The sequence below is a fragment of the Pseudomonas sp. S3E17 genome (assembly GCF_024168685.1).
Classification (GTDB): Bacteria; Pseudomonadota; Gammaproteobacteria; order Pseudomonadales; family Pseudomonadaceae; genus Aquipseudomonas; species Aquipseudomonas marginalis.
On sequence record NZ_JALJWE010000001.1, the window covers coordinates 3,099,770 to 3,118,625 of the forward strand.

Annotated in this window: 16 protein-coding genes and 1 pseudogene; 10 read left to right on the forward strand and 7 right to left on the reverse strand. The window is 61.8% G+C overall.

The features are described from left to right. Nucleotides 1-14 precede the first annotated feature (14 nt). From J3D60_RS13660 to J3D60_RS13670, 3 genes are read left to right on the forward strand one after another with little or no spacing between them, the layout of a single operon-like run. The gene (locus J3D60_RS13660; RefSeq protein ID WP_065940683.1) at nucleotides 15-929 is read left to right on the forward strand and encodes a PLP-dependent cysteine synthase family protein; all 915 of its coding nucleotides are present in this window, start codon (nucleotides 15-17) and stop codon (nucleotides 927-929) included. A gap of 37 nt (nucleotides 930-966) precedes the next feature. Beyond that, complete coding sequence (locus J3D60_RS13665; RefSeq protein WP_253491737.1) at nucleotides 967-1,959, forward strand: serine O-acetyltransferase; 993 nt, start codon at nucleotides 967-969, stop codon at nucleotides 1,957-1,959. A gap of 2 nt (nucleotides 1,960-1,961) precedes the next feature. Next, the gene (locus J3D60_RS13670) at nucleotides 1,962-2,690 is read left to right on the forward strand and encodes an alanyl-tRNA editing protein (RefSeq protein ID WP_092355416.1); all 729 of its coding nucleotides are present in this window, start codon (nucleotides 1,962-1,964) and stop codon (nucleotides 2,688-2,690) included. Nucleotides 2,691-2,747: 57 nt separating this feature from the next. On the opposite strand, the gene prpD is transcribed toward J3D60_RS13670, so the two are convergent. The 6 genes from prpD to J3D60_RS13700 form a co-directional block, all read right to left on the reverse strand. Further along, a complete protein-coding gene (gene prpD / locus J3D60_RS13675; protein ID WP_253491738.1) occupies nucleotides 2,748-4,232 on the reverse strand; it encodes a 2-methylcitrate dehydratase in 1,485 nt (494 codons plus the stop codon). 268 nt (nucleotides 4,233-4,500) lie between these two features. Next, the gene (gene prpF, locus J3D60_RS13680) at nucleotides 4,501-5,691 is read right to left on the reverse strand and encodes a 2-methylaconitate cis-trans isomerase PrpF (protein WP_253491739.1); all 1,191 of its coding nucleotides are present in this window, start codon (nucleotides 5,689-5,691) and stop codon (nucleotides 4,501-4,503) included. Between the two features lie 11 nt (nucleotides 5,692-5,702). Continuing rightward, nucleotides 5,703-8,297 (reverse strand): Fe/S-dependent 2-methylisocitrate dehydratase AcnD, encoded by a 2,595-nt coding sequence (gene acnD, locus J3D60_RS13685; protein WP_065924787.1) that lies wholly within the window; start codon nucleotides 8,295-8,297, stop codon nucleotides 5,703-5,705. Nucleotides 8,298-8,512: 215 nt separating this feature from the next. Further along, nucleotides 8,513-9,640 carry a 2-methylcitrate synthase gene (gene prpC, locus J3D60_RS13690; RefSeq protein ID WP_253491741.1) on the reverse strand — a complete coding sequence of 376 codons (1,128 nt, stop codon included), beginning with the start codon at nucleotides 9,638-9,640 and terminating at the stop codon, nucleotides 8,513-8,515. A 42-nt stretch (nucleotides 9,641-9,682) separates the two neighbouring features. Next, complete coding sequence (prpB, locus tag J3D60_RS13695) at nucleotides 9,683-10,576, reverse strand: methylisocitrate lyase (protein ID WP_065940689.1); 894 nt, start codon at nucleotides 10,574-10,576, stop codon at nucleotides 9,683-9,685. After that, a complete protein-coding gene (locus J3D60_RS13700; protein ID WP_169898044.1) occupies nucleotides 10,573-11,280 on the reverse strand; it encodes a GntR family transcriptional regulator in 708 nt (235 codons plus the stop codon). Before J3D60_RS13700 ends, prpB begins: the two co-directional genes overlap by 4 nt. Before the next feature lie 276 nt (nucleotides 11,281-11,556). On the opposite strand from J3D60_RS13700, the gene J3D60_RS13705 reads away from it, so the two are divergent. The 6 genes and pseudogenes from J3D60_RS13705 to J3D60_RS13730 all read left to right on the forward strand — a co-directional run bounded on the left by J3D60_RS13705 (nucleotide 11,557) and on the right by J3D60_RS13730 (nucleotide 16,952). Further along, entirely contained in the window at nucleotides 11,557-12,093 is a 537-nt protein-coding gene (locus tag J3D60_RS13705) for an ATP-dependent zinc protease (protein ID WP_027603668.1), read from the forward strand. Between the two features lie 5 nt (nucleotides 12,094-12,098). Then, entirely contained in the window at nucleotides 12,099-13,631 is a 1,533-nt protein-coding gene (locus J3D60_RS13710; protein WP_065940691.1) for an inactive transglutaminase family protein, read from the forward strand. Next, nucleotides 13,631-14,617, forward strand: a complete 987-nt coding sequence (locus J3D60_RS13715; RefSeq protein WP_027603666.1) for an alpha-L-glutamate ligase-like protein — start codon at nucleotides 13,631-13,633, stop codon at nucleotides 14,615-14,617. The genes J3D60_RS13710 and J3D60_RS13715 overlap by 1 nt, the downstream gene beginning before the upstream one ends. A gap of 102 nt (nucleotides 14,618-14,719) precedes the next feature. Then, nucleotides 14,720-16,063 carry an aminodeoxychorismate synthase component I gene (gene pabB / locus J3D60_RS13720; protein ID WP_253491743.1) on the forward strand — a complete coding sequence of 448 codons (1,344 nt, stop codon included), beginning with the start codon at nucleotides 14,720-14,722 and terminating at the stop codon, nucleotides 16,061-16,063. Nucleotides 16,064-16,292: 229 nt separating this feature from the next. Further along, nucleotides 16,293-16,596 (forward strand): annotated as a pseudogene (locus J3D60_RS13725) (type II toxin-antitoxin system HigB family toxin). Further along, nucleotides 16,596-16,952, forward strand: a complete 357-nt coding sequence (locus J3D60_RS13730; RefSeq protein ID WP_092486821.1) for a type II toxin-antitoxin system HigA family antitoxin — start codon at nucleotides 16,596-16,598, stop codon at nucleotides 16,950-16,952. Before J3D60_RS13725 ends, J3D60_RS13730 begins: the two are co-directional and overlap by 1 nt. A gap of 76 nt (nucleotides 16,953-17,028) precedes the next feature. On the opposite strand, the gene thrH is transcribed toward J3D60_RS13730, so the two are convergent. Next, complete coding sequence (gene thrH / locus J3D60_RS13735; RefSeq protein WP_065940695.1) at nucleotides 17,029-17,646, reverse strand: bifunctional phosphoserine phosphatase/homoserine phosphotransferase ThrH; 618 nt, start codon at nucleotides 17,644-17,646, stop codon at nucleotides 17,029-17,031. Nucleotides 17,647-17,797: 151 nt separating this feature from the next. Here thrH and J3D60_RS13740 point away from each other — a divergent pair, with 151 nt between their 5' ends. Continuing rightward, a complete protein-coding gene (locus tag J3D60_RS13740; protein ID WP_253491745.1) occupies nucleotides 17,798-18,532 on the forward strand; it encodes a phosphoadenylyl-sulfate reductase in 735 nt (244 codons plus the stop codon). Nucleotides 18,533-18,856: the final 324 nt, after the last annotated feature.

Genomic DNA, 18,856 nt, shown 5'->3' on the forward strand with positions numbered 1-18,856 from the left:
CCGGGGACTGACCGATGCTGCATAACTCTATCCTCGACGCCATCGGCCATACGCCGATCGTCCGCCTGGCGCAGTTTTCCGAAGACCTCGGCATCGAGGTCTACGCCAAGCTCGAATCCCTCAATCCGGGGGGCAGCCACAAGGCGCGCATCGCCCTGGGCATGATCCTCGACGCCGAGCGGCGCGGCGTGCTGATCCGTGATTCCGGGCAAACCATCATCGAACCCAGCGGCGGCAATACCGGCATCGGCCTGGTGATGGCCGGCAACGTGCTGGGCTACAAGGTGGTGCTGGTGATCCCGGACAACTACAGCCCCGAAAAACAGAAGCTGCTGCGCCTGTACGGCGCCAAGGTGGTGCTCTCCGACAGCCGCCTAGGCAACAATTCCCACGGTGAAAAATGCATGGAGTTGCAGCTGGAAAACCCCAGCTACGTGATGCTCAACCAGCAACGCAACGGCGCCAACCCGCAAACCCACCGTGACACCACCGCGCCGGAAATCCTGCGCGCCTTCGGTGATCGCCGTGTTGACTATTTCGTCAGCGGCATCGGCACCGGCGGCCATATCACCGGTATCGGCGAAACCCTCAAGGCCGCCTGGCCAGCCCTGCGCGTGATGGGCGTGGAGCCCGAAGAATGCGACCTGCTGAAGAACCAGCACGCGCCGCACCATATCCAGGGCCTGTCGATCGGCCTGATCCCGAGCATCCTCAATCTGGAGGTGATCGACGGCATGCTCAAGGTCTCGCGCCAGGACTGCATCGACATGATGAAACGCATCATGCGCACCGACGCCATCAGCCTGGGCCTGTCCTCCGCCGCCAACATGGTCGCCATCGCCAGGCTCGCCCCCGAATTGCCGCCCGAGACGGTGGTGTTGACCATGGTCTACGACAATGCCGACAGCTACCTGCCCAGTTTCGAATAACCGGTTTTCCAACCATCCACAATGCGGGGATGCCTCCATGGGCGGCTTTATCGACATGCAACAGTTGCACGATGAGTTGCTTACCCAGCTCATCAAGACCCTCACCCCCATGCAGATGAAACAGCTGGAGCCGCACCTCGCGCCGCTGATCCAGAATGCCGCCCAGGCGGTGGCCGAAGACCTGATCGCCTATGCCTATCGCGATCCGGCATCCCGTGGCCGCGGCGAACTGATCCTGGAGTCCTACGCCTCGTTCAAGGCGGTGCTCTATTACCGGCTTGCGCATCAGGTGTGGAATTTCCCCGACCAGACCAACGGCGTGTTTTCACGCATCGCCCTCAAGCTGAGCAACCAGGGCAAGGTCCTGTCCGGGGCCGAAATCCACCCGGCGGCGCGTATCGGCCGGCGCTTTGTGCTCGACCACGGCTACGGCACGGTAATCGGCGAGACCTGCGAGATCGGCAACGACTGCTACATCCTCTGCGGCGTGACCCTGGGTGCCCGCGGCATCGCCAACAATCCCGATGGCAAGCGCCATCCGCGCCTGGGCAACAACGTCGAGGTCGGTTCCGGCGCCCGTGTGCTGGGCTATGTGCTGATCGGCGACAACGTGTTTATCAGCCCCTCCTGTGTGATCACCCAGGACGTACCCGCCGGCACCAAGGTGAAGGTGGTGAACCAGATCCAACTGCAAAAAAACGATGAATCGGACCACAGCAACTACCTCGGGGCTTTCGCCCTGGATGAGCGCCTGCACGTGGTCGGCGAGGTCAATGCCAGCCACAAGGTCACGGTGCTGGACGCCGACTTTCATCCGTTGCAAGGCCTGATGCTGGAGCCAACGGTGAAGGAGCGTCACCACCTGCAATTCAGGCTGCACCGCCTCGAATCCGGCAACCACCTGCCACGCCTGCCGCTGAACCTGAAAGTCTGCGGGCCGGAATTCGAAATCACCCTGCTCTCCCCCCCTGGCTTGAGCGCGATGGTGCGCCACCTGCTGCAAGCCAGCCCACTGATCGTCGGAGGTTGAACATGTCCGTGCACACCATGGAAACCCTGGCGCTGTTTGACAGCGCGCCCTACCAGAACGCATTCAGCGCCCGGGTGATTGCCGTCAGCGAACACGGCATCGCCCTGGAGCACACCCTGTTCTACCCCACCGGCGGCGGCCAACCCGGCGATACCGGCCACTTGACCCTGGCGGACGGTACGCGGGTCGACGTGACCGGCACGGTGCGCGACCCGGTGCTGCGTTCGATCATCTGGCACCAGGTGGAACACTGCCCCGAGCAACTGGTCGCCGGCGTGCTGGTGGACGCCGGCCTGGATTGGGAACGGCGCTACCAGCACATGAAAATGCACACCTGCCTGCACCTGCTGTGCTCGCTCATCGACGCACCGGTGACCGGTTGCAGCATCAGTGCCGACAAAGGCCGCCTGGATTTCGACCTGCCGGAAATGACCCTCGACAAGGACAGCATCACCCGCGACCTCAACGCGCTGATCGAACAGGCCCACGAGGTGAAGACCCTGTCGATGCCGGCTTCGGAGTACGCCACCCTGCTGCAGATCACCCGCACCCAGGCGGTTGCGCCGCCGGTGATCCAGGGCTCGGTACGGGTGATTGAAATCGGCGGGATCGATATCCAGCCATGCGGCGGTACCCATGTGCTCAACACCGAGGAAATCGGCCGGGTGTTCTGCGAGAAGATCGAGAAGAAGAGCAAGCACAACCGCCGGGTGATCCTGCGGTTTGAGTGAACGCAACAACTGTGGGAGGGGGCTTGCCCCCCCACATTTTTAGTTTTGCGTCGCCTGCTAGATGACGAACAGGTCCACGAAACGATTGACCGGCGTGGCCTCGAGCTTCGCCTGGTCCGTGCACAACGCAAAGATCTCGGCACTGCGCTGGGCGGTAAAGCGCGTGGCCAGGTTGGCCTTGAACTTGTCTTCCAGCAACGCAATGCCCTCCACTCGACGACGGCGATGGCCGATCGGGTATTCCACCGCCACTTGCTCGGTGCTGGAGCCATCCTTGAAGAACACCTGCACCGCATTGGCGATGGAACGCTTGTCGGCTTCCAGGTATTCACGGCTGTAGCGTGGGTCTTCGACGATGACCATCTTGTCGCGCAACTGATCAATAATCGGGTGAGCGGCGTGGAATGCATCCTCGTAGTGCTCGGCCACCAGGTTGCCAAATGCCAGGGGCACGGCGGTCATGTATTGCAGGCAATGGTCGCGGTCGGCGGCGTTGGCCATTGGCCCGGCCTTGGAGATGATGCGAATCGCCGACTCATGGGTGGTGATCACGATGCGCTCGATGTCGTGCAGGCGATCCTTGACCAACGGATGCAAGGTCACCGCGGCTTCACAGGCGGTCTGCGCGTGGAACTCGGCGGGGAAGCTGATCTTGAACAGCACGTTTTCCATCACGTAGGTGCCATACGGCTGGGACAGGCTGAACGCACGCTTGTCCTCGGGCTTGAGCGCCAGGTCTTTGTTGGTGTGGCTGAACAGCACGTCGTAGAAGCCCCATTGCGGCGCGCTCAGCACACCAGGGATGCCCATTTCGCCGCGCAGGGCGATATCCGCCAGGCGCACGCCGCGACTCGACGCATCCCCCGCCGCCCAGGATTTGCGCGAGCCGGCATTCGGCGCATGGCGATAAGTGCGCAAGGCCTGGCCATCGACGAAGGCGTGAGACAGTGCCGACAGCAGCTGTTCGCGGTTGGCGCCCATCAGCTTGGCGGTGACCGCCGTGGAGGCGACTTTCACCAATAGCACATGGTCGAGGCCGACGCGGTTGAACGAGTTTTCCAGGGCAATCACACCCTGGATTTCGTGGGCCATGATCATCGCATCCAGCACCGCGCGCACCGTCAGCGGCGCGTCGCCATTGGCCACGCGCTGTTGCGACAGGTGATCCGCCACGGCAAGGATGCCGCCGAGGTTATCCGAGGGATGCCCCCACTCGGCGGCGAGCCAGGTGTCGTTGTAGTCGAGCCAGCGCACGATGCAACCAATGTCCCAGGCCGCCTTGACCGGGTCCAGGCGAAACGAGGTGCCCGGCACCCGCGCGCCAAACGGCACCACCGTGCCTTCAACCATCGGCCCCAGGTGCTTGGTGCACTCGGGAAAACGCAGGGCCAGCAGGCCGCAACCGAGGGTGTCCATCAGGCAGTTGCGGGCGGTGTCCAAGGCGGCCTGGGACTCGATCCGGTAGTTGAGGACATAGTCGGCAATGTCCTGCAAAACCTGGTCGTAGTCGGGGCGGTTGTTCTGGTCGACGTTGGTGCTCATGGCAGATCTCCAAAAATGGGTGGGGTCAATCCTCGGGCTAACGGTTATGGGAAGCAGATCTTGGATGCCTGCCTTTTGGAATAGAGATCCTCTGTGGGAAGGGCTTACCCTAATGCCAGTTCACATCGCCTCCTGTAGGAGCGAGCTTGCTCGCGAAAAACGTCAACGATAACGCGTGCTTCCTGAATGAACGCGGCGCCTGTGAGTTTTTTGCGAGCAAGCTCGCTCCTACAAAAAGCCTCCTCCCACATTGGATCTGTGCAGGGTTTTAGAAGGCGTCGCCGGGTACGCGGACGAAACCTTCCATCAACACCCGCGCACTGCGGCTCATGATGGCTTTCTTCACCACCCACTCACCGTCCACCTGGGTGGCTTCAGCCCCCACGCGCAAGGTGCCGGAGGGATGCCCGAAGCGCACGGCATTACGTTCAATACCGCCCGCAGCGAGGTTGACCAAGGTCCCCGAAATCGCCGCCGCCGTGCCGATCGCCACCGCCGCCGTGCCCATCATCGCGTGGTGCAGCTTGCCCATGGACAGGGCGCGCACCAGCAAATCCACATCGCCGGCCTTGATCGCCTTGCCACTGGACGCCACGTAGTCGGCAGGCTTGGCCACGAACGCCACCTTCGGCGTGTGCTGGCGCTGGGCCGCTTCGTCGAGGTGTTTGATCAGCCCCATGCGCAACGCGCCATAGGCCCGTACGGTCTCGAACATCGCCAGGGCCTTGGGGTCGCTGTTGATCGCGCCTTGCAGCTCGGTGCCGGTGTAGCCGAGGTCTTCGGCGTTGATGAAAATCGTCGGGATGCCGGCGTTGATCAGCGTGGCCTTGAAGGTGCCGACACCCGGCACTTCCAGATCGTCGACCAGGTTGCCGGTGGGGAACATCGAGCCGCCGCCGCCCTCTTCTTCCGCCGCCGGGTCCATGAATTCCAGCTGCACTTCGGCCGCCGGGAAGGTCACGCCGTCCAGCTCGAAGTCGCCGGTTTCCTGCACCGCCCCGTCGGTGATCGGCACATGGGCGATGATGGTCTTGCCGATATTGGCCTGCCAGACCCGCACCACGGCCACGCCGTTATGGGGCACGCGGGCCGCATCGAACAACCCGGCGCTGATAGCGAACGAACCCACCGCCGCCGACAGGTTGCCGCAGTTGCCACTCCAGTCGACAAAGGGTTTGTCGATGGAGACCTGGCCAAACAGATAGTCCACGTCATGATCGGCGCGGGTGCTTTTGGCGAGGATCACGGTTTTGCTGGTGCTCGATGTAGCGCCGCCCATGCCGTCGATTTGCTTGTCGTAGGGATCGGGGCTGCCGATCACCCGTAGCAGCAAGGCATCCCGCGCCGCTCCCGGCACCTGCGCCGACTCGGGCAGGTCCTGGAGGCGAAAAAATACACCCTTGCTGGTGCCGCCCCGCATATAGGTGGCGGGGATCTTGATTTGCGCTGCGTGTGCCATGGTCATCCTCTTCAGGCGGTGGTCGCCGATTCCAGGAAATCCTGGGCAAAACGTTGCAACACGCCGCCCGCCTCGTAGATCGACACTTCTTCGGCGGTGTCCAGGCGGCACGTCACCGGCACCTCGACACGTTCGCCATCCTTGCGATTGATCACCAGCGTCAGCTGCGCACGCGGGGTACGTTGGCCGATCACGTCGTAGGTTTCGCTGCCATCAATCTGCAAGGTGTGACGGTCGGTGCCCGGCAGGAACTCCAGCGGCAGCACGCCCATGCCTACCAGGTTGGTGCGGTGGATGCGCTCGAAACCCTCGGCGGCAATCGCTTCCACACCCGCCAGGCGCACGCCCTTGGCCGCCCAGTCGCGGGACGAACCCTGGCCGTAGTCGGCGCCGGCAATGATGATCAGCGGCTGCTTGCGCTCCATGTAGGTTTCGATGGCTTCCCACATGCGCGTGACCTGGCCTTCCGGTTCGATCCGCGCCAGGGAGCCCTGCTTGACCTTGCCGTTCTCCCGCACCATTTCGTTGAACAGTTTCGGGTTGGCGAACGTCGCGCGCTGGGCGGTCAGGTGGTCGCCACGGTGGGTGGCGTAGGAGTTGAAGTCGACTTCCGGCAGGCCCATTTTCGCCAGGTATTCGCCGGCGGCGCTGTCGAGCATGATCGCGTTGGACGGCGACAGGTGATCGGTGGTGATGTTGTCCGGCAGCACCGCCAGCGGGCGCATGCCCTTGAGCGGCCGCGCACCGGCCAGTGCGCCTTCCCAGTACGGTGGGCGGCGGATATAGGTGCTCTGCGGGCGCCAGTCGTACAGCGGCGCGACTTTCGGGCCGGTGTCTTCGTGGATCGCGAACATCGGGATATACACCGCGCGGAACTGCTCCGGCTTGACCGAGGCCTTGACCACCGCGTCGATCTCTTCGTCGCTCGGCCAGATATCCTGCAGGCGGATTTCCTTGCCGTCGGCGTCCAGGCCGAGGACGTCCTTCTCAATGTCGAAACGGATGGTGCCGGCAATCGCATAGGCCACCACCAGCGGCGGCGAAGCCAGGAACGCCTGCTTGGCGTACGGGTGGATACGCCCGTCGAAGTTGCGGTTGCCCGAGAGCACGGCGGTGGCGTACAGGTCGCGGTCGATGATCTCTTGCTGGATCGCCGGGTCGAGTGCACCGGACATACCGTTACAGGTGGTGCAGGCAAACGCCACCACGCCAAAGCCGAGCTTTTCCAGCTCATGGCCCAGGCCGGCGTCTTCCAGGTACATGGCCACGGTTTTCGAACCCGGTGCCAGGGACGACTTGACCCAAGGTTTGCGCGTCAGCCCAAGCCTGTTGGCGTTGCGCGCCAGCAGCCCGGCGGCGATCACGTTGCGCGGGTTACTGGTGTTGGTGCAACTGGTGATGGCGGCGATGATCACCGCGCCGTCGGGCATTTGCCCCGGCACTTCATCCCACTGGCCGGAGATGCCCTTGGCGGCCAGGTCGCGGGTGGCGACGCGAGCGTGCGGGTTGCTCGGGCCAGCCATGTTGCGCACCACGCTGGACAGGTCGAAGGTGAGGCCACGCTCGTATTGCGCACCTTTGAGGTCATCCGCCCACAGGCCGGTATGACGGGCGTACTGCTCGACCAGGGCGACTTGCTCGTCTTCGCGGCCGGTGAGTTTCAGGTAGGCGATGGTCTGCTGGTCGATATAAAACATGGCCGCCGTGGCGCCGTATTCCGGGGCCATGTTAGAGATGGTCGCGCGGTCGCCGAGGGTCAGTTTGGACGCGCCTTCACCGAAGAACTCCAGCCAGGCGCCGACCACTTTCTGTTGACGCAGGAACTCGGTCAGGGCCAGCACCATATCGGTGGCGGTGATGCCCGGCAGCAACTGGCCGGTCAATTCGACACCGACGCTTTCCGGCAGGCGCATCCACGACGCGCGGCCGAGCATGACGCTTTCGGCTTCAAGGCCGCCGACGCCAATGGCGATCACGCCCAACGCATCGACGTGGGGGGTATGGCTGTCGGTGCCGACGCAGGTATCCGGGAAGGCCACACCGTCACGCACCTGGACCACCGGGGACATTTTCTCCAGGTTGATCTGGTGCATGATGCCGTTGCCCGGCGGGATCACGTCGACGTTCTTGAAGGCCTTTTTGGTCCACTCGATAAAGTGGAAGCGGTCTTCGTTGCGACGGTCTTCGATGGCGCGGTTTTTCTCGAACGCGTCCGGGTCGAAACCGCCGGCTTCGACGGCCAGGGAGTGGTCGACGATCAATTGGGTCGGTACCACCGGGTTGACCTGGGCCGGGTCGCCGCCTTGCAGGGCGATGGCGTCACGCAGGCCGGCGAGGTCGACCAGGGCGGTCTGGCCGAGGATGTCGTGACACACCACGCGGGCCGGGAACCAGGGGAAGTCGAGGTCGCGCTTGCGTTCGATCAACTGGCTCAGGGATGCGTTGAGGGTGGCCGGGTCGCAGCGGCGCACCAGGTTCTCGGCAAGCACACGAGAGGTGTAGGGCAACGTGGCATAGGCGCCGGGGCTGATTGCATCGACAGCCGCGCGGGCGTCGAAGTAATCCAGGCGGCTGCCGGGGAGCGGTTTGCGAAATTCAGTGTTCATCGTCAGGACTCGGTCACGGTGATTGCAAAAGGAAGACCTGGGCCGATCCGGAATTGAAATGCGATCCAAATGTGGGAGGGGCGGTGCGACGATTCGACTTGCCCCCGATAGCGGTGTGTCATTCAACACCTATGGCAACTGATAAACCGCCATCGGGGGCAAGCCCCCTCCCACACTGGGTCCGGTTTCCACTTCGGGATCGTCGGTGTTCCCATTCAGCGACGTTCGATTGGCACGAACTTGCGCTGTTCGACGCCGGTGTACTCGGCGCTTGGACGGATGATGCGGTTGTTGGCGCGCTGTTCGAACACATGCGCGGCCCAGCCGGTAAGCCGCGAGCAGACGAAGATCGGCGTGAACAGCTTGGTCGGGATGCCCATGAAGTGGTACGCCGAGGCATGGTAGAAATCAGCGTTGGGGAACAGTTTTTTCTGTTCCCACATGGTCTTGTCGATGGCTTCGGAGACCGGGAACAACACGGTGTCGCCCACTTCGTCGGCGAGCTTTTTCGACCAACCCTTGATCACTTCATTGCGCGGGTCGTTGTCTTTGTAGATCGCGTGGCCGAAGCCCATGATCTTGTCCTTGCGGGCCAGCATGCCGAGGGTGCCTTCGACAGCTTCCTCTGCCGAACCGAAACGCTCGATCATTTCCATCGCCGCTTCGTTGGCACCGCCGTGCAGCGGGCCGCGCAGGGAGCCGATGGCGGCGGTGACGCAGGAATACAGGTCGGACAGGGTCGAGGCACACACCCGCGCGGTGAAGGTCGAGGCGTTGAATTCGTGCTCGGCGTAGAGGATCAACGACACGTTCATGACTTTTTCATGCAGTTCGCTCGGCTTCTTGCCGTGCAGCAGGTGCAGGAAATGGCCGCCGATGCTTGGCTCGTCGGTCACGCAGTCGATGCGCTTGCCGTCATGGCTGAAGCGGTACCAGTAGCACATGATCGCCGGGAACGCGGCGAGCAGGCGGTCGGTCACGTCGCGTTGCACGCTGAAGTCTTTTTCCGGCTCGATATTGCCGAGGAACGAGCAACCGGTGCGCATCACGTCCATCGGGTGGGCGTCGACGGGGATGCGTTCGAGCACTTCTTTCAGCGCCTGGGGCAGATCGCGCAGCTTGCTCAGCCTGGCGCTGTAGGCGGCCAGTTCGGCCTGGGTCGGCAGTTCGCCGTACAACAGCAGATAAGCGACCTCTTCAAACTGTGCATCGGCAGCCAGTTCGCGCACGTCGTAGCCACGGTAAGTCAGGCCGGCTCCGGCCTGGCCCACGGTGGACAGTGCGGTCTGCCCGGCGACCTGGCCACGCAGGCCGGCACCACTCAGTACTTTTGCTTCAGCCATGGTTTTTCTCCAATTTTGTCGTTATTCAGGGAGGCGTGTTCGTCACTTTTTCGCGGCGAACAGCGCGTCAAGCTTCTGCTCGAAGGTGTGGTAGTCGATGCGATCGTAAAGCTCCATGCGGGTTTGCATGGTGTCGATCACGTTCTGTTGCGTGCCGTCGCGACGGATCGCGGTGTAGACGTTCTCGGCGGCCTTGTTCATGGCACGGAAGGCCGACAGCGGGTACAGCACGATGGAAACATCGGCAGATTTCAACTGTTCGGTGGTGTACAGCGGCGTGGCGCCGAACTCGGTGATGTTGGCCAGGATCGGCGCCTTCACACGGGCGGCGAACAGTTTGTACATTTCCAGTTCAGTGATGGCTTCCGGGAACACCATGTCGGCGCCGGCCTCGATGCAGGCGGCGGCACGCTCCAGGGCGGACTCCAGGCCTTCCACGGCCAGCGCGTCGGTGCGCGCCATGATCACGAAGCTGTCATCGGTGCGCGCGTCCACGGCGGCCTTGATGCGGTCGACCATTTCCTGCTGGGATACGATCTCTTTGTTCGGACGATGACCGCAGCGCTTGGCGCCGACCTGATCTTCGATATGGATGGCGGCCGCGCCGAACTTGATCATCGATTTGACCGTGCGCGCGACGTTGAACGCCGAGGAGCCGAAGCCGGTGTCCACGTCCACCAGCAGCGGCAGGTCGCAGACGTCGGTGATACGGCGCACGTCGGTGAGTACGTCATCCAGGCCGGTGATGCCCAGGTCCGGCACGCCGAGGGAACCGGCCGCCACCCCGCCACCCGACAGGTAGATCGCCTTGAAGCCGGCGCGCTTGGCCAGCAGCGCATGGTTGGCGTTGATCGTACCGACCACCTGCAAGGGGTGCTCGCTGGCGACCGCGTCACGGAAACGCTGGCCGGGGGTGCTTTTATTGTTCGAACTCATGACTCACCTCTATCAGGGGCGCCGCCTGGGAAATGACGGGCAATATTGCGTTTGGAAGCACCGATATGCCGGCGCATCAACAACTCGGCCAGTTCACCGTCGCGATCGGCAATCGCATCAAGAATGCGGTGATGCTCGGCAAAGGCCTGGCGTGGACGATTTGGGGTGGCGGAGAACTGGATGCGGTACATGCGCACCAGCTGGTACAGCTCGCCGCAGAGCATCTGGGTGAGCGTGCGGTTGCCCGCACCTTGAATGATCCGGTAATGAAAATCGAAGTCGCCTTCCTGCTGGTAATAGCCGACACCCGCCTGGAACGCGGCGTCGCGCTCATGGGTGTGCAGCACTTGGCGCAATTCTTCGATTTCCGCGTCGGTCATGCGCTCGGCGGCCAGGCGACAGGCCATGCCTTCCAGGGACTCGCGGATTTCATACAGTTCAACCAGCTCGGCGTGGCTCAAGGACACGACCCGGGCGCCCACATGGGGCACGCGCACCAGCAGGCGCTGGCCTTCGAGGCGGTGGATCGCCTCGCGCAGCGGGCCACGGCTGATGCCGTAGGTGCGGGCCAGTTCCGGCTCGGAAATCTTGCTGCCGGGCGCGATCTCACCCTTGACGATGGCGGCCTGGATGCGTCGGAAGACGTTCTCGGACATCGTTTGGGATTCGTCCGACGCCATTATCGGAGCTTCTGATTGACCCAGCATATTGTCGACACCTTTGAAAGCAATGCGGCAAAAACTAGCCAATAAACCGCGACCAGTCAAAGAATAAATCGATATTGTCGACAATCGTCTAATAATCTCGGCTGTATCCCCTCAAGGCATGGCCGGCTGCCAGCGCTGGCGCCAGAAAAGCATCATGTTAGAATGCCCGCCGCATTTGCCTGACATCACTTGATGAAACGGCGCACGAAGGGAGCTTGCGCAGCAATGCCAGTCGCCTTGAATTGAACATCGCACTGCACCGCCTCAGGATCTATGAGACTCAAGCCCTTCCCCCTGTTGTTTTGCCTATTGTCCATACCGAGCCTTGGCGCTGCCGCCGAGAAGACCGTGTATGGCCTCAATGAATACGCGCAGTTGGCCGGCATCGACCTGGAAGTAGCCGCCAAGCTCGACACCGGCGCCAAGACCGCCTCCCTCAGCGCCCGTGACATCAAGCGTTTCAAGCGCAACGGCGAATCCTGGGTGCGCTTCTACCTGGCCATCGACACCGCCCATTCCCATCCCATCGAACGCCCCCTGGCCCGCGTCAGCAAGATCAAGCGGCGCGCCGGCGACTACGACCCCGATGAGGACAAGAACTACACCGCCCGTCCTGTGATTGCCCTGGATATCTGCATGGGCACCGCTTTACGCAGCATCGAAGTGAACTTGACTGACCGCAGCGCTTTCCAATACCCGCTGCTGATCGGCTCCGAAGCGCTCAAACGCTTTGATGCGCTGGTCGACCCCAGTCTTAAATACGCAGCAGGCAAACCTGCCTGCGCCGCCGACGCTCATACCGCCGAGTAAACCGAATGCGCGCTCTAACCCTGCACCTGAGAATCCTGATCGCCATCCTGGTGGTGTTGGGTATTTCGGTCACCGCCTACCAGATCTTCGTGCTGGGCATTCCCGTCACCGAGGACGCCACCGACGATTTGTGGAACATCGACGCCAAGGTCGAGTTCGTCGCCAACCCCAAGGACCCGGTGAAGATCCAGATGTTCGTGCCGCCCTTGAGCCGCGACTTCGTCAGCCTCAATGAGAGTTTTATCTCGAATAACTACGGGGTGAGCGTCAACCGCATCGACGGCAACCGCAAGGTTACCTGGTCGGCACGCCGCGCCAAGGGCAACCAGACCCTGTATTACCGCCTGGTGCTGACCAAGCGCTACAGCGGCGAAAAAACCAAGATCAAGGGCCCGACCTTCCGCGACAGCATTGCCGTGGAAGGCCCGGAAAAAATCGCCGCCGAAGCCCTGCTGGCGCCGATCCGCCAGCATTCGGCCGATGTCGAGACCTTTATCACCGAAGCCATCAAGCGCACCAACAACCTCAACGACGACAATGTGAAGCTGTTGCTGGCAGGCGACCCCTCGACGCCGCACAAGGCCAAGATCGTCGAGTTGCTGCTGTCCATCGCCCACGTGCCAGTGGAAAAGGTCCACACCATCCGCCTGGTGGCCGACCAGCCGCAAACCCCGGAACTGTGGCTGCGCAGCTTCAATGGCAACGACTGGCTGTACTTCAACCCGGAAACCGGCGAACAGGGCCTGCCCACCGACCGCCTGCTGTGGTGGACCGGCGATGAAAACCTGATCACCGTCGATGGCGGCAAGAAAGCCATGGTCACCTTCAGCCTCAATAACAGCGAAATGAACGCCATTCGCCTGGCCAAGCTGACCGACGAGAACACCGACGCCAACTTCCTCGAATACTCGCTGTACGGCCTGCCGCTGCAAACCCAGCAGACCTTCATGATCATGGTGATGATCCCGATTGGGGTGCTGGTGATCCTGATCCTGCGCAACCTGATCGGCCTGCAGACCCTCGGCACCTTTACCCCGGTACTGATTGCCCTGGCGTTCCGCGAGACGCAGCTGGGCTTCGGGATTGTGCTGTTCACGATTATCACCGCGCTGGGCCTGTCCCTCAGGTCGTACCTGGAACACCTGAAGCTGCAGATGCTGCCCAGGTTGTCGGTGGTGCTGACCTTCGTGGTGGTATTGATCGCCGCCATCAGCCTGTTCAGCCACAAGCTGGGGCTGGAGCGCGGGCTGTCGGTGGCGCTGTTCCCGATGGTGATCCTGACCATGACCATCGAACGCCTGTCGATCACCTGGGAAGAGCGCGGCGCCAGCCATGCCATGAAAGTCGCGATTGGTACGCTGTTCGCCGCGTCCCTGGCGCACATCATCATGAGCGTGCCGGAGCTGATCTACTTCGTCTTCACCTTCCCGGCGATCCTGCTGATCCTGGTGGGCTTCATGCTGGCAATGGGCCGCTATCGTGGCTACCGCCTGACCGAGCTGGTGCGATTCAAGGCCTTCCTCAAGGCTGATTCGTAATGTTCGGCTTCTGGAAGACCTGGAAGGCCCTGGAAGCGCGGGGGATCATGGGCATCAACCGGCGCAATGCCGACTACGTGCTCAAGTACAACAAGCGCAGCCTGTACCCGATTGTGGATGACAAGATCATCACCAAGGAGCGGGCCATCGCTGCGGGCATCCATGTGCCGGAAATGTACGGGGTGATCTCCACCGAGAAGGAAATCGACAAGCTCGACGAGATCATTGGCGGGCGCAGCGACTTCGTGATCAAGCCGGCCCAGGGTGCCGGCGGCGACGGCATCCTGGTGGTGGCGGACCGTTTCGAGGGGCGCTACCGCACGGTGTCGGGCAAGATCATCAGCCATGAAGAGATCGAGCACCAGATTTCCAGCATCCTCACCGGCCTGTACTCCCTGGGGGGCCACCGCGACCGTGCGCTGATCGAGTACCGCGTGGTGCCTGACCAGATCTTCAAGAGCATCAGCTACGAAGGCGTACCGGATATCCGCATCATCGTGCTGATGGGCTACCCGGTGATGGCGATGCTGCGCTTGCCGACCCGCCAGTCGGGCGGCAAGGCCAACCTGCACCAGGGCGCGATCGGCGTGGGCGTCGACCTCGCCACCGGCCTGACCCTGCGCGGTACCTGGCTGAACAACATCATCACCAAGCACCCCGACACCACCAACGCGGTGGATGGTGTGCAACTGCCCAACTGGGACGGGTTCATGAAGCTCGCGGCCGGCTGCTATGAGCTGTGCGGGCTGGGGTATATCGGCGTGGACATGGTGCTCGACCAGGAAAAGGGCCCGCTGATCCTGGAGCTGAATGCGCGGCCGGGGCTGAATATCCAGATCGCCAACGACTGCGGCCTGACCTTGCGCACCCATGCGGTGGAGGCGCGACTGGAAGAACTGAAAGCCGCCGGCGTGACGGAAACCCCGGAAGAGCGGGTGAAGTTCGTGCAGGAGATGTTCGGGCATATTCCCCCCGTGGAAGGCTGATCCGGTCTTCAAACTGTCTATCCCCGACATCCCCCCTAGGAGCAAATCCTACGGGGGACTACAATCCCTCTCCCCCCGCGCCATTGGCTGATCCAACCCCGCATGTCGACCTGCTCCGTACACCCATTGCCCTACCGGGCCAACCCCGCCGAGTATTTTGCGGCGATTCGCCACGCTCCCGGCGCGGTACTGCTCGACAGCGGCCGCCCGGCGGCCGAGCGTGGGCGTTACGACCTGCTCAGCGCCTGGCCCGACGCAACCTTGACGGTAGCGCCTGACGAAAGCGGCGCTGCTTTCCTGCAACGCCTGCGAGAAAACCTGACGCGATTGGGTGAAGCCGCAATCCCCGCCGGTTTGCAGTTGCCGTTCGCCGGTGGCTTGATCGGCTACCTGAGCTACGACTTCGGTCGGCACCTGGAGCCCATGCCGCACCTGGCGGTGGATGACCTGCACTTGCCGGACGCGCGCTTCGGGCTGTACGCCTGGGCGCTGATCAGTGACCACCAGGCCCGGAGCAGCCAGCTGGTGTTTCACCCCTCACTGGCAGACAGCGAACGGCAACGGCTGATCGCGTTGTTCAGCCATGGGACGGTCGACACCTCTGCGACGTTCAAACTCCAGGGCCCGATGGCCCCCGACCTCAGCGCCGAGGCCTACCGCCTGGCCATCGTGCGGATCCAGGATTACATCCAGGCGGGCGACTGCTACCAGGTCAACTTCGCCCAGCGTTTCCGCGCGCCGTGCCTGGGCGATCCCTGGGTAGCCTATTGCGCGTTGCGCGAAGCCTGCCCGACGCCGTTTTCCGGGTTCCAGCGCCTGCCGGACGACGGCGCGGTGCTGAGCCTGTCGCCGGAGCGTTTCGTACGCATCAGCGAGCGCCACGTCGAGACCCGCCCGATCAAAGGCACCCGCCCCCGCGGCCTTACGCCGGAAGAAGACGCGGCGAATGCCGCCGAACTGCTGGCCAGCCCCAAGGACCGCGCCGAGAACCTGATGATCGTCGACCTGCTGCGCAACGACCTCGGCCGCACCTGCCGCACCGGCTCGGTCAATGTGCCGGAATTGTTCAGCCTGGAAAGCTACCCCAATGTGCACCACCTGGTCAGCAGCGTGACCGGCACGCTGGCCGACGACAAAGATGCCCTCGACCTGATCGCCGGCAGCTTCCCCGGCGGCTCGATCACCGGCGCGCCGAAGATCCGCGCGATGCAGATCATCGACGAACTGGAGCCCACACGCCGTGGGCTGTACTGCGGTTCGCTGGTGTACCTGGACGTACGCGGTGAGATGGACAGCTCCATCGCCATCCGCAGTTTGCTGGTCAAGGAGGGACAGGTGTGCTGCTGGGGCGGCGGTGGGATCGTGGCGGATTCACAGTGGGAGGCGGAGTACCAGGAGTCGCTGACGAAGGTGCGGGTGTTGTTACAAACGCTGGAAAGCCTGTAGCGCACAGTGCCTTCCTGGCTCTCAGACGCAGCGCCGAGCAGTAGAAAAAACCTGAATCAGAAACGCAGTAGACGTAGTTGAACGTCGGAAGATAGCGTCCGGCTTCAACCGTCCACCCGCCGTCTGTGAAGGATCACATGAAGCGACTGCCTACCCGTCAGGAAATATTTCCGAGATTGCGCCCTCTCTCAACCGCGCCTATAATCTCCCAAATTGGGAGGTTGCAGCGATGCGGATAATCGCCCTATCGACCTTACGAATATTCTGGGAAAGCCAACCCGCCTATATCGATGCAAAAGCGCCGCTTATTGAACTGTATCGGCATATGGAAAAGGCCATTTACCCTACGCCACAAGCACTCAAGGCAGCGCTCAGGACCGCGAGCATTCTCAAAGGTGGCAGGGGTTGTATTCAATGTGGGCGGCAACAAATATCGAGTGATCATGGCGATCGATTACCAGCGACAGCTTGGGTTCATATGGTTCGTAGGAACTCATGGGCACTACGACCAGATCAATGCGGAGACCGTGTAATGAACATCAAACCCATACACTCCCAGGAAGACCTCACTGCGGCACTCGCGCGGGTGCAGCAGCTCTGGGGAGCGGACATCGGCTCGACTGAAGGCGATGAGCTGGAAATTCTTGCAGTACTCATTGAGAAGTACGAAGCCGAACATTACCCAATGCCACCTTCTGATCCGGTGGAAGCCATTAAATTTCGCATGGAGCAACTGGGCATGACCGCCCGCGACCTGGAGCCATTTATCGGCACCAGCGGACGGGTGTCAGAGGTGTTGAACCACAAGCGCAAGCTGAGCCTGTCGATGATCAAGCGGCTGCATGAAGGCTTGAGTATTCCTTATGAGCGGTTGCTTGCAGGGAGCTGACAGAAACATGGTAGTGGCGCTACCTTCCCCATCGGGAGCAAGCCCCCGATAGGGCCCTCAGCCGGACCGAAAGAAATTACAGGCTCAACTGCCGATTCGACGCCCTGATGAACTCTTTCTTCAAATCCTCAAACGTATGCACCGCCGGGAATTGCGGGAACTCTCGAATCACATTGTCCGGCGCATGGAACAGAATCCCACGGTCGGCCTCGCCCAACATGGTGGTGTCGTTGTAGGAGTCGCCCGCGGCGATCACGCGGTAGTAGAGGGTCTTGAACGCCAATACTGACTGGCGCTTGGGGTCTTTCTGGCGCAGTTGATAGCTGACCACGCGGTCGTTTTCGTCGGTGATGAGACGGTGGCACAACAAGGTCGGGAAACCCAACTGGCGCATCAGCGGCTGGGAGAATTCGTAGAAGGTGTCGGACAGGATCACCACCTGGAAGCGCTCGCGCAGCCAGTTGACGAACTCGATGGCGCCGTCCAGCGGCTTGAGAGTCGCGATCACTTCCTGGATGTCGGCGAGCTTGAGCCCGTGTTCGTCGAGGATGCGTAGACGCTGCTTCATCAGCACGTCGTAGTCGGGAATGTCCCGGGTGGTGGCCCGCAGGGATTCAATACCGGTTTTTTCGGCGAAGGCGATCCAGATTTCCGGCACCAGCACCCCTTCCAGGTCGAGACAGGCAATTTCCACAAGACACTCCCATTAGATGTTGTTGGTTGAGCGAGCAAAAGGACTGCCGAACTCTAGCGATTCAAGCCCGCCGCCGCAACGCAGGGCGGATTTTGATACCATCGCTCCCCTATAGAGCGCTCAGCGCCATTGAACTGTAGGAACCGTCCTGATGAACCAAGCCTTCGACGTCGTTGAACTCGCCACGACTTATGCCAACAAGTCTGCCCAGGACATTCTCAAGCTGGCGTTCAGCCAGTTCGGTGATGACCTGTGGATTTCCTTCAGCGGTGCCGAGGATGTGGTGCTGGTGGACATGGCCTGGAAGCTGAACAAGAACGTCAAGGTGTTCAGCCTCGACACCGGCCGCCTGCACCCGGAGACCTACCGGTTTATCGAGCAGGTGCGCGACTTCTACAAGATCGATATCGAACTGATCTCGCCGGACCAGAACAAGCTGGAACCCTTCGTCAAGGAGAAAGGCCTGTTCAGCTTCTACAAGGACGGCCATGGCGAATGCTGCGGCGTGCGCAAGATCGAGCCGCTGCGCCGCAAGCTTTCCGGCGTCAGCGCCTGGGCCACCGGCCAACGCCGCGACCAGAGCCCCGGCACCCGCAGCCAGGTGGCGGCGCTGGAAATCGACACGGCCTTCTCCACCCCGGAACGCACCCTGTACAAGTTCAACCCGCTGGCGCAGATGACCAGCGAGGAGATCTGGGGTTACATCCGCATGCTGGAGCTGCCGTACAACAGCCTGCATGAGCGCGGCTTTATCAGCATCGGCTGTGAGCCGTGCACCCGGCCTGTGCTGCCGAACCAGCACGAGCGCGAAGGTCGTTGGTGGTGGGAGGAAGCCACGCAGAAGGAATGCGGGTTGCATGCCGGGAATATCATCAGCAAGGCTTGAAGTTGATGCTGTAAAAAATGTGGGAGGGGGCTTGCCCCCGATAGCGGTGGGTCAGCCAGTTCAATAGTTGCTGACACACCGCAATCGGGGGCAAGCCCCCTCCCACATTTGTCTTGTGTTCAATGTTAGAGATGTACACACAGCTGTAACCATCGGTGCCATTTATGTGTGCAATTTCTCTTCAGCCGCACCATAACGTAACACCTCTCCCCTCCCCTTGGTTGGCCTGGTGAATCACAGGCTGACAGTCCAAAAATAAATAGCTGTTCAATCGGTCAATTTATATTTCTTCAAATTCAGCCAGTTATTCAACCAACCTATAAA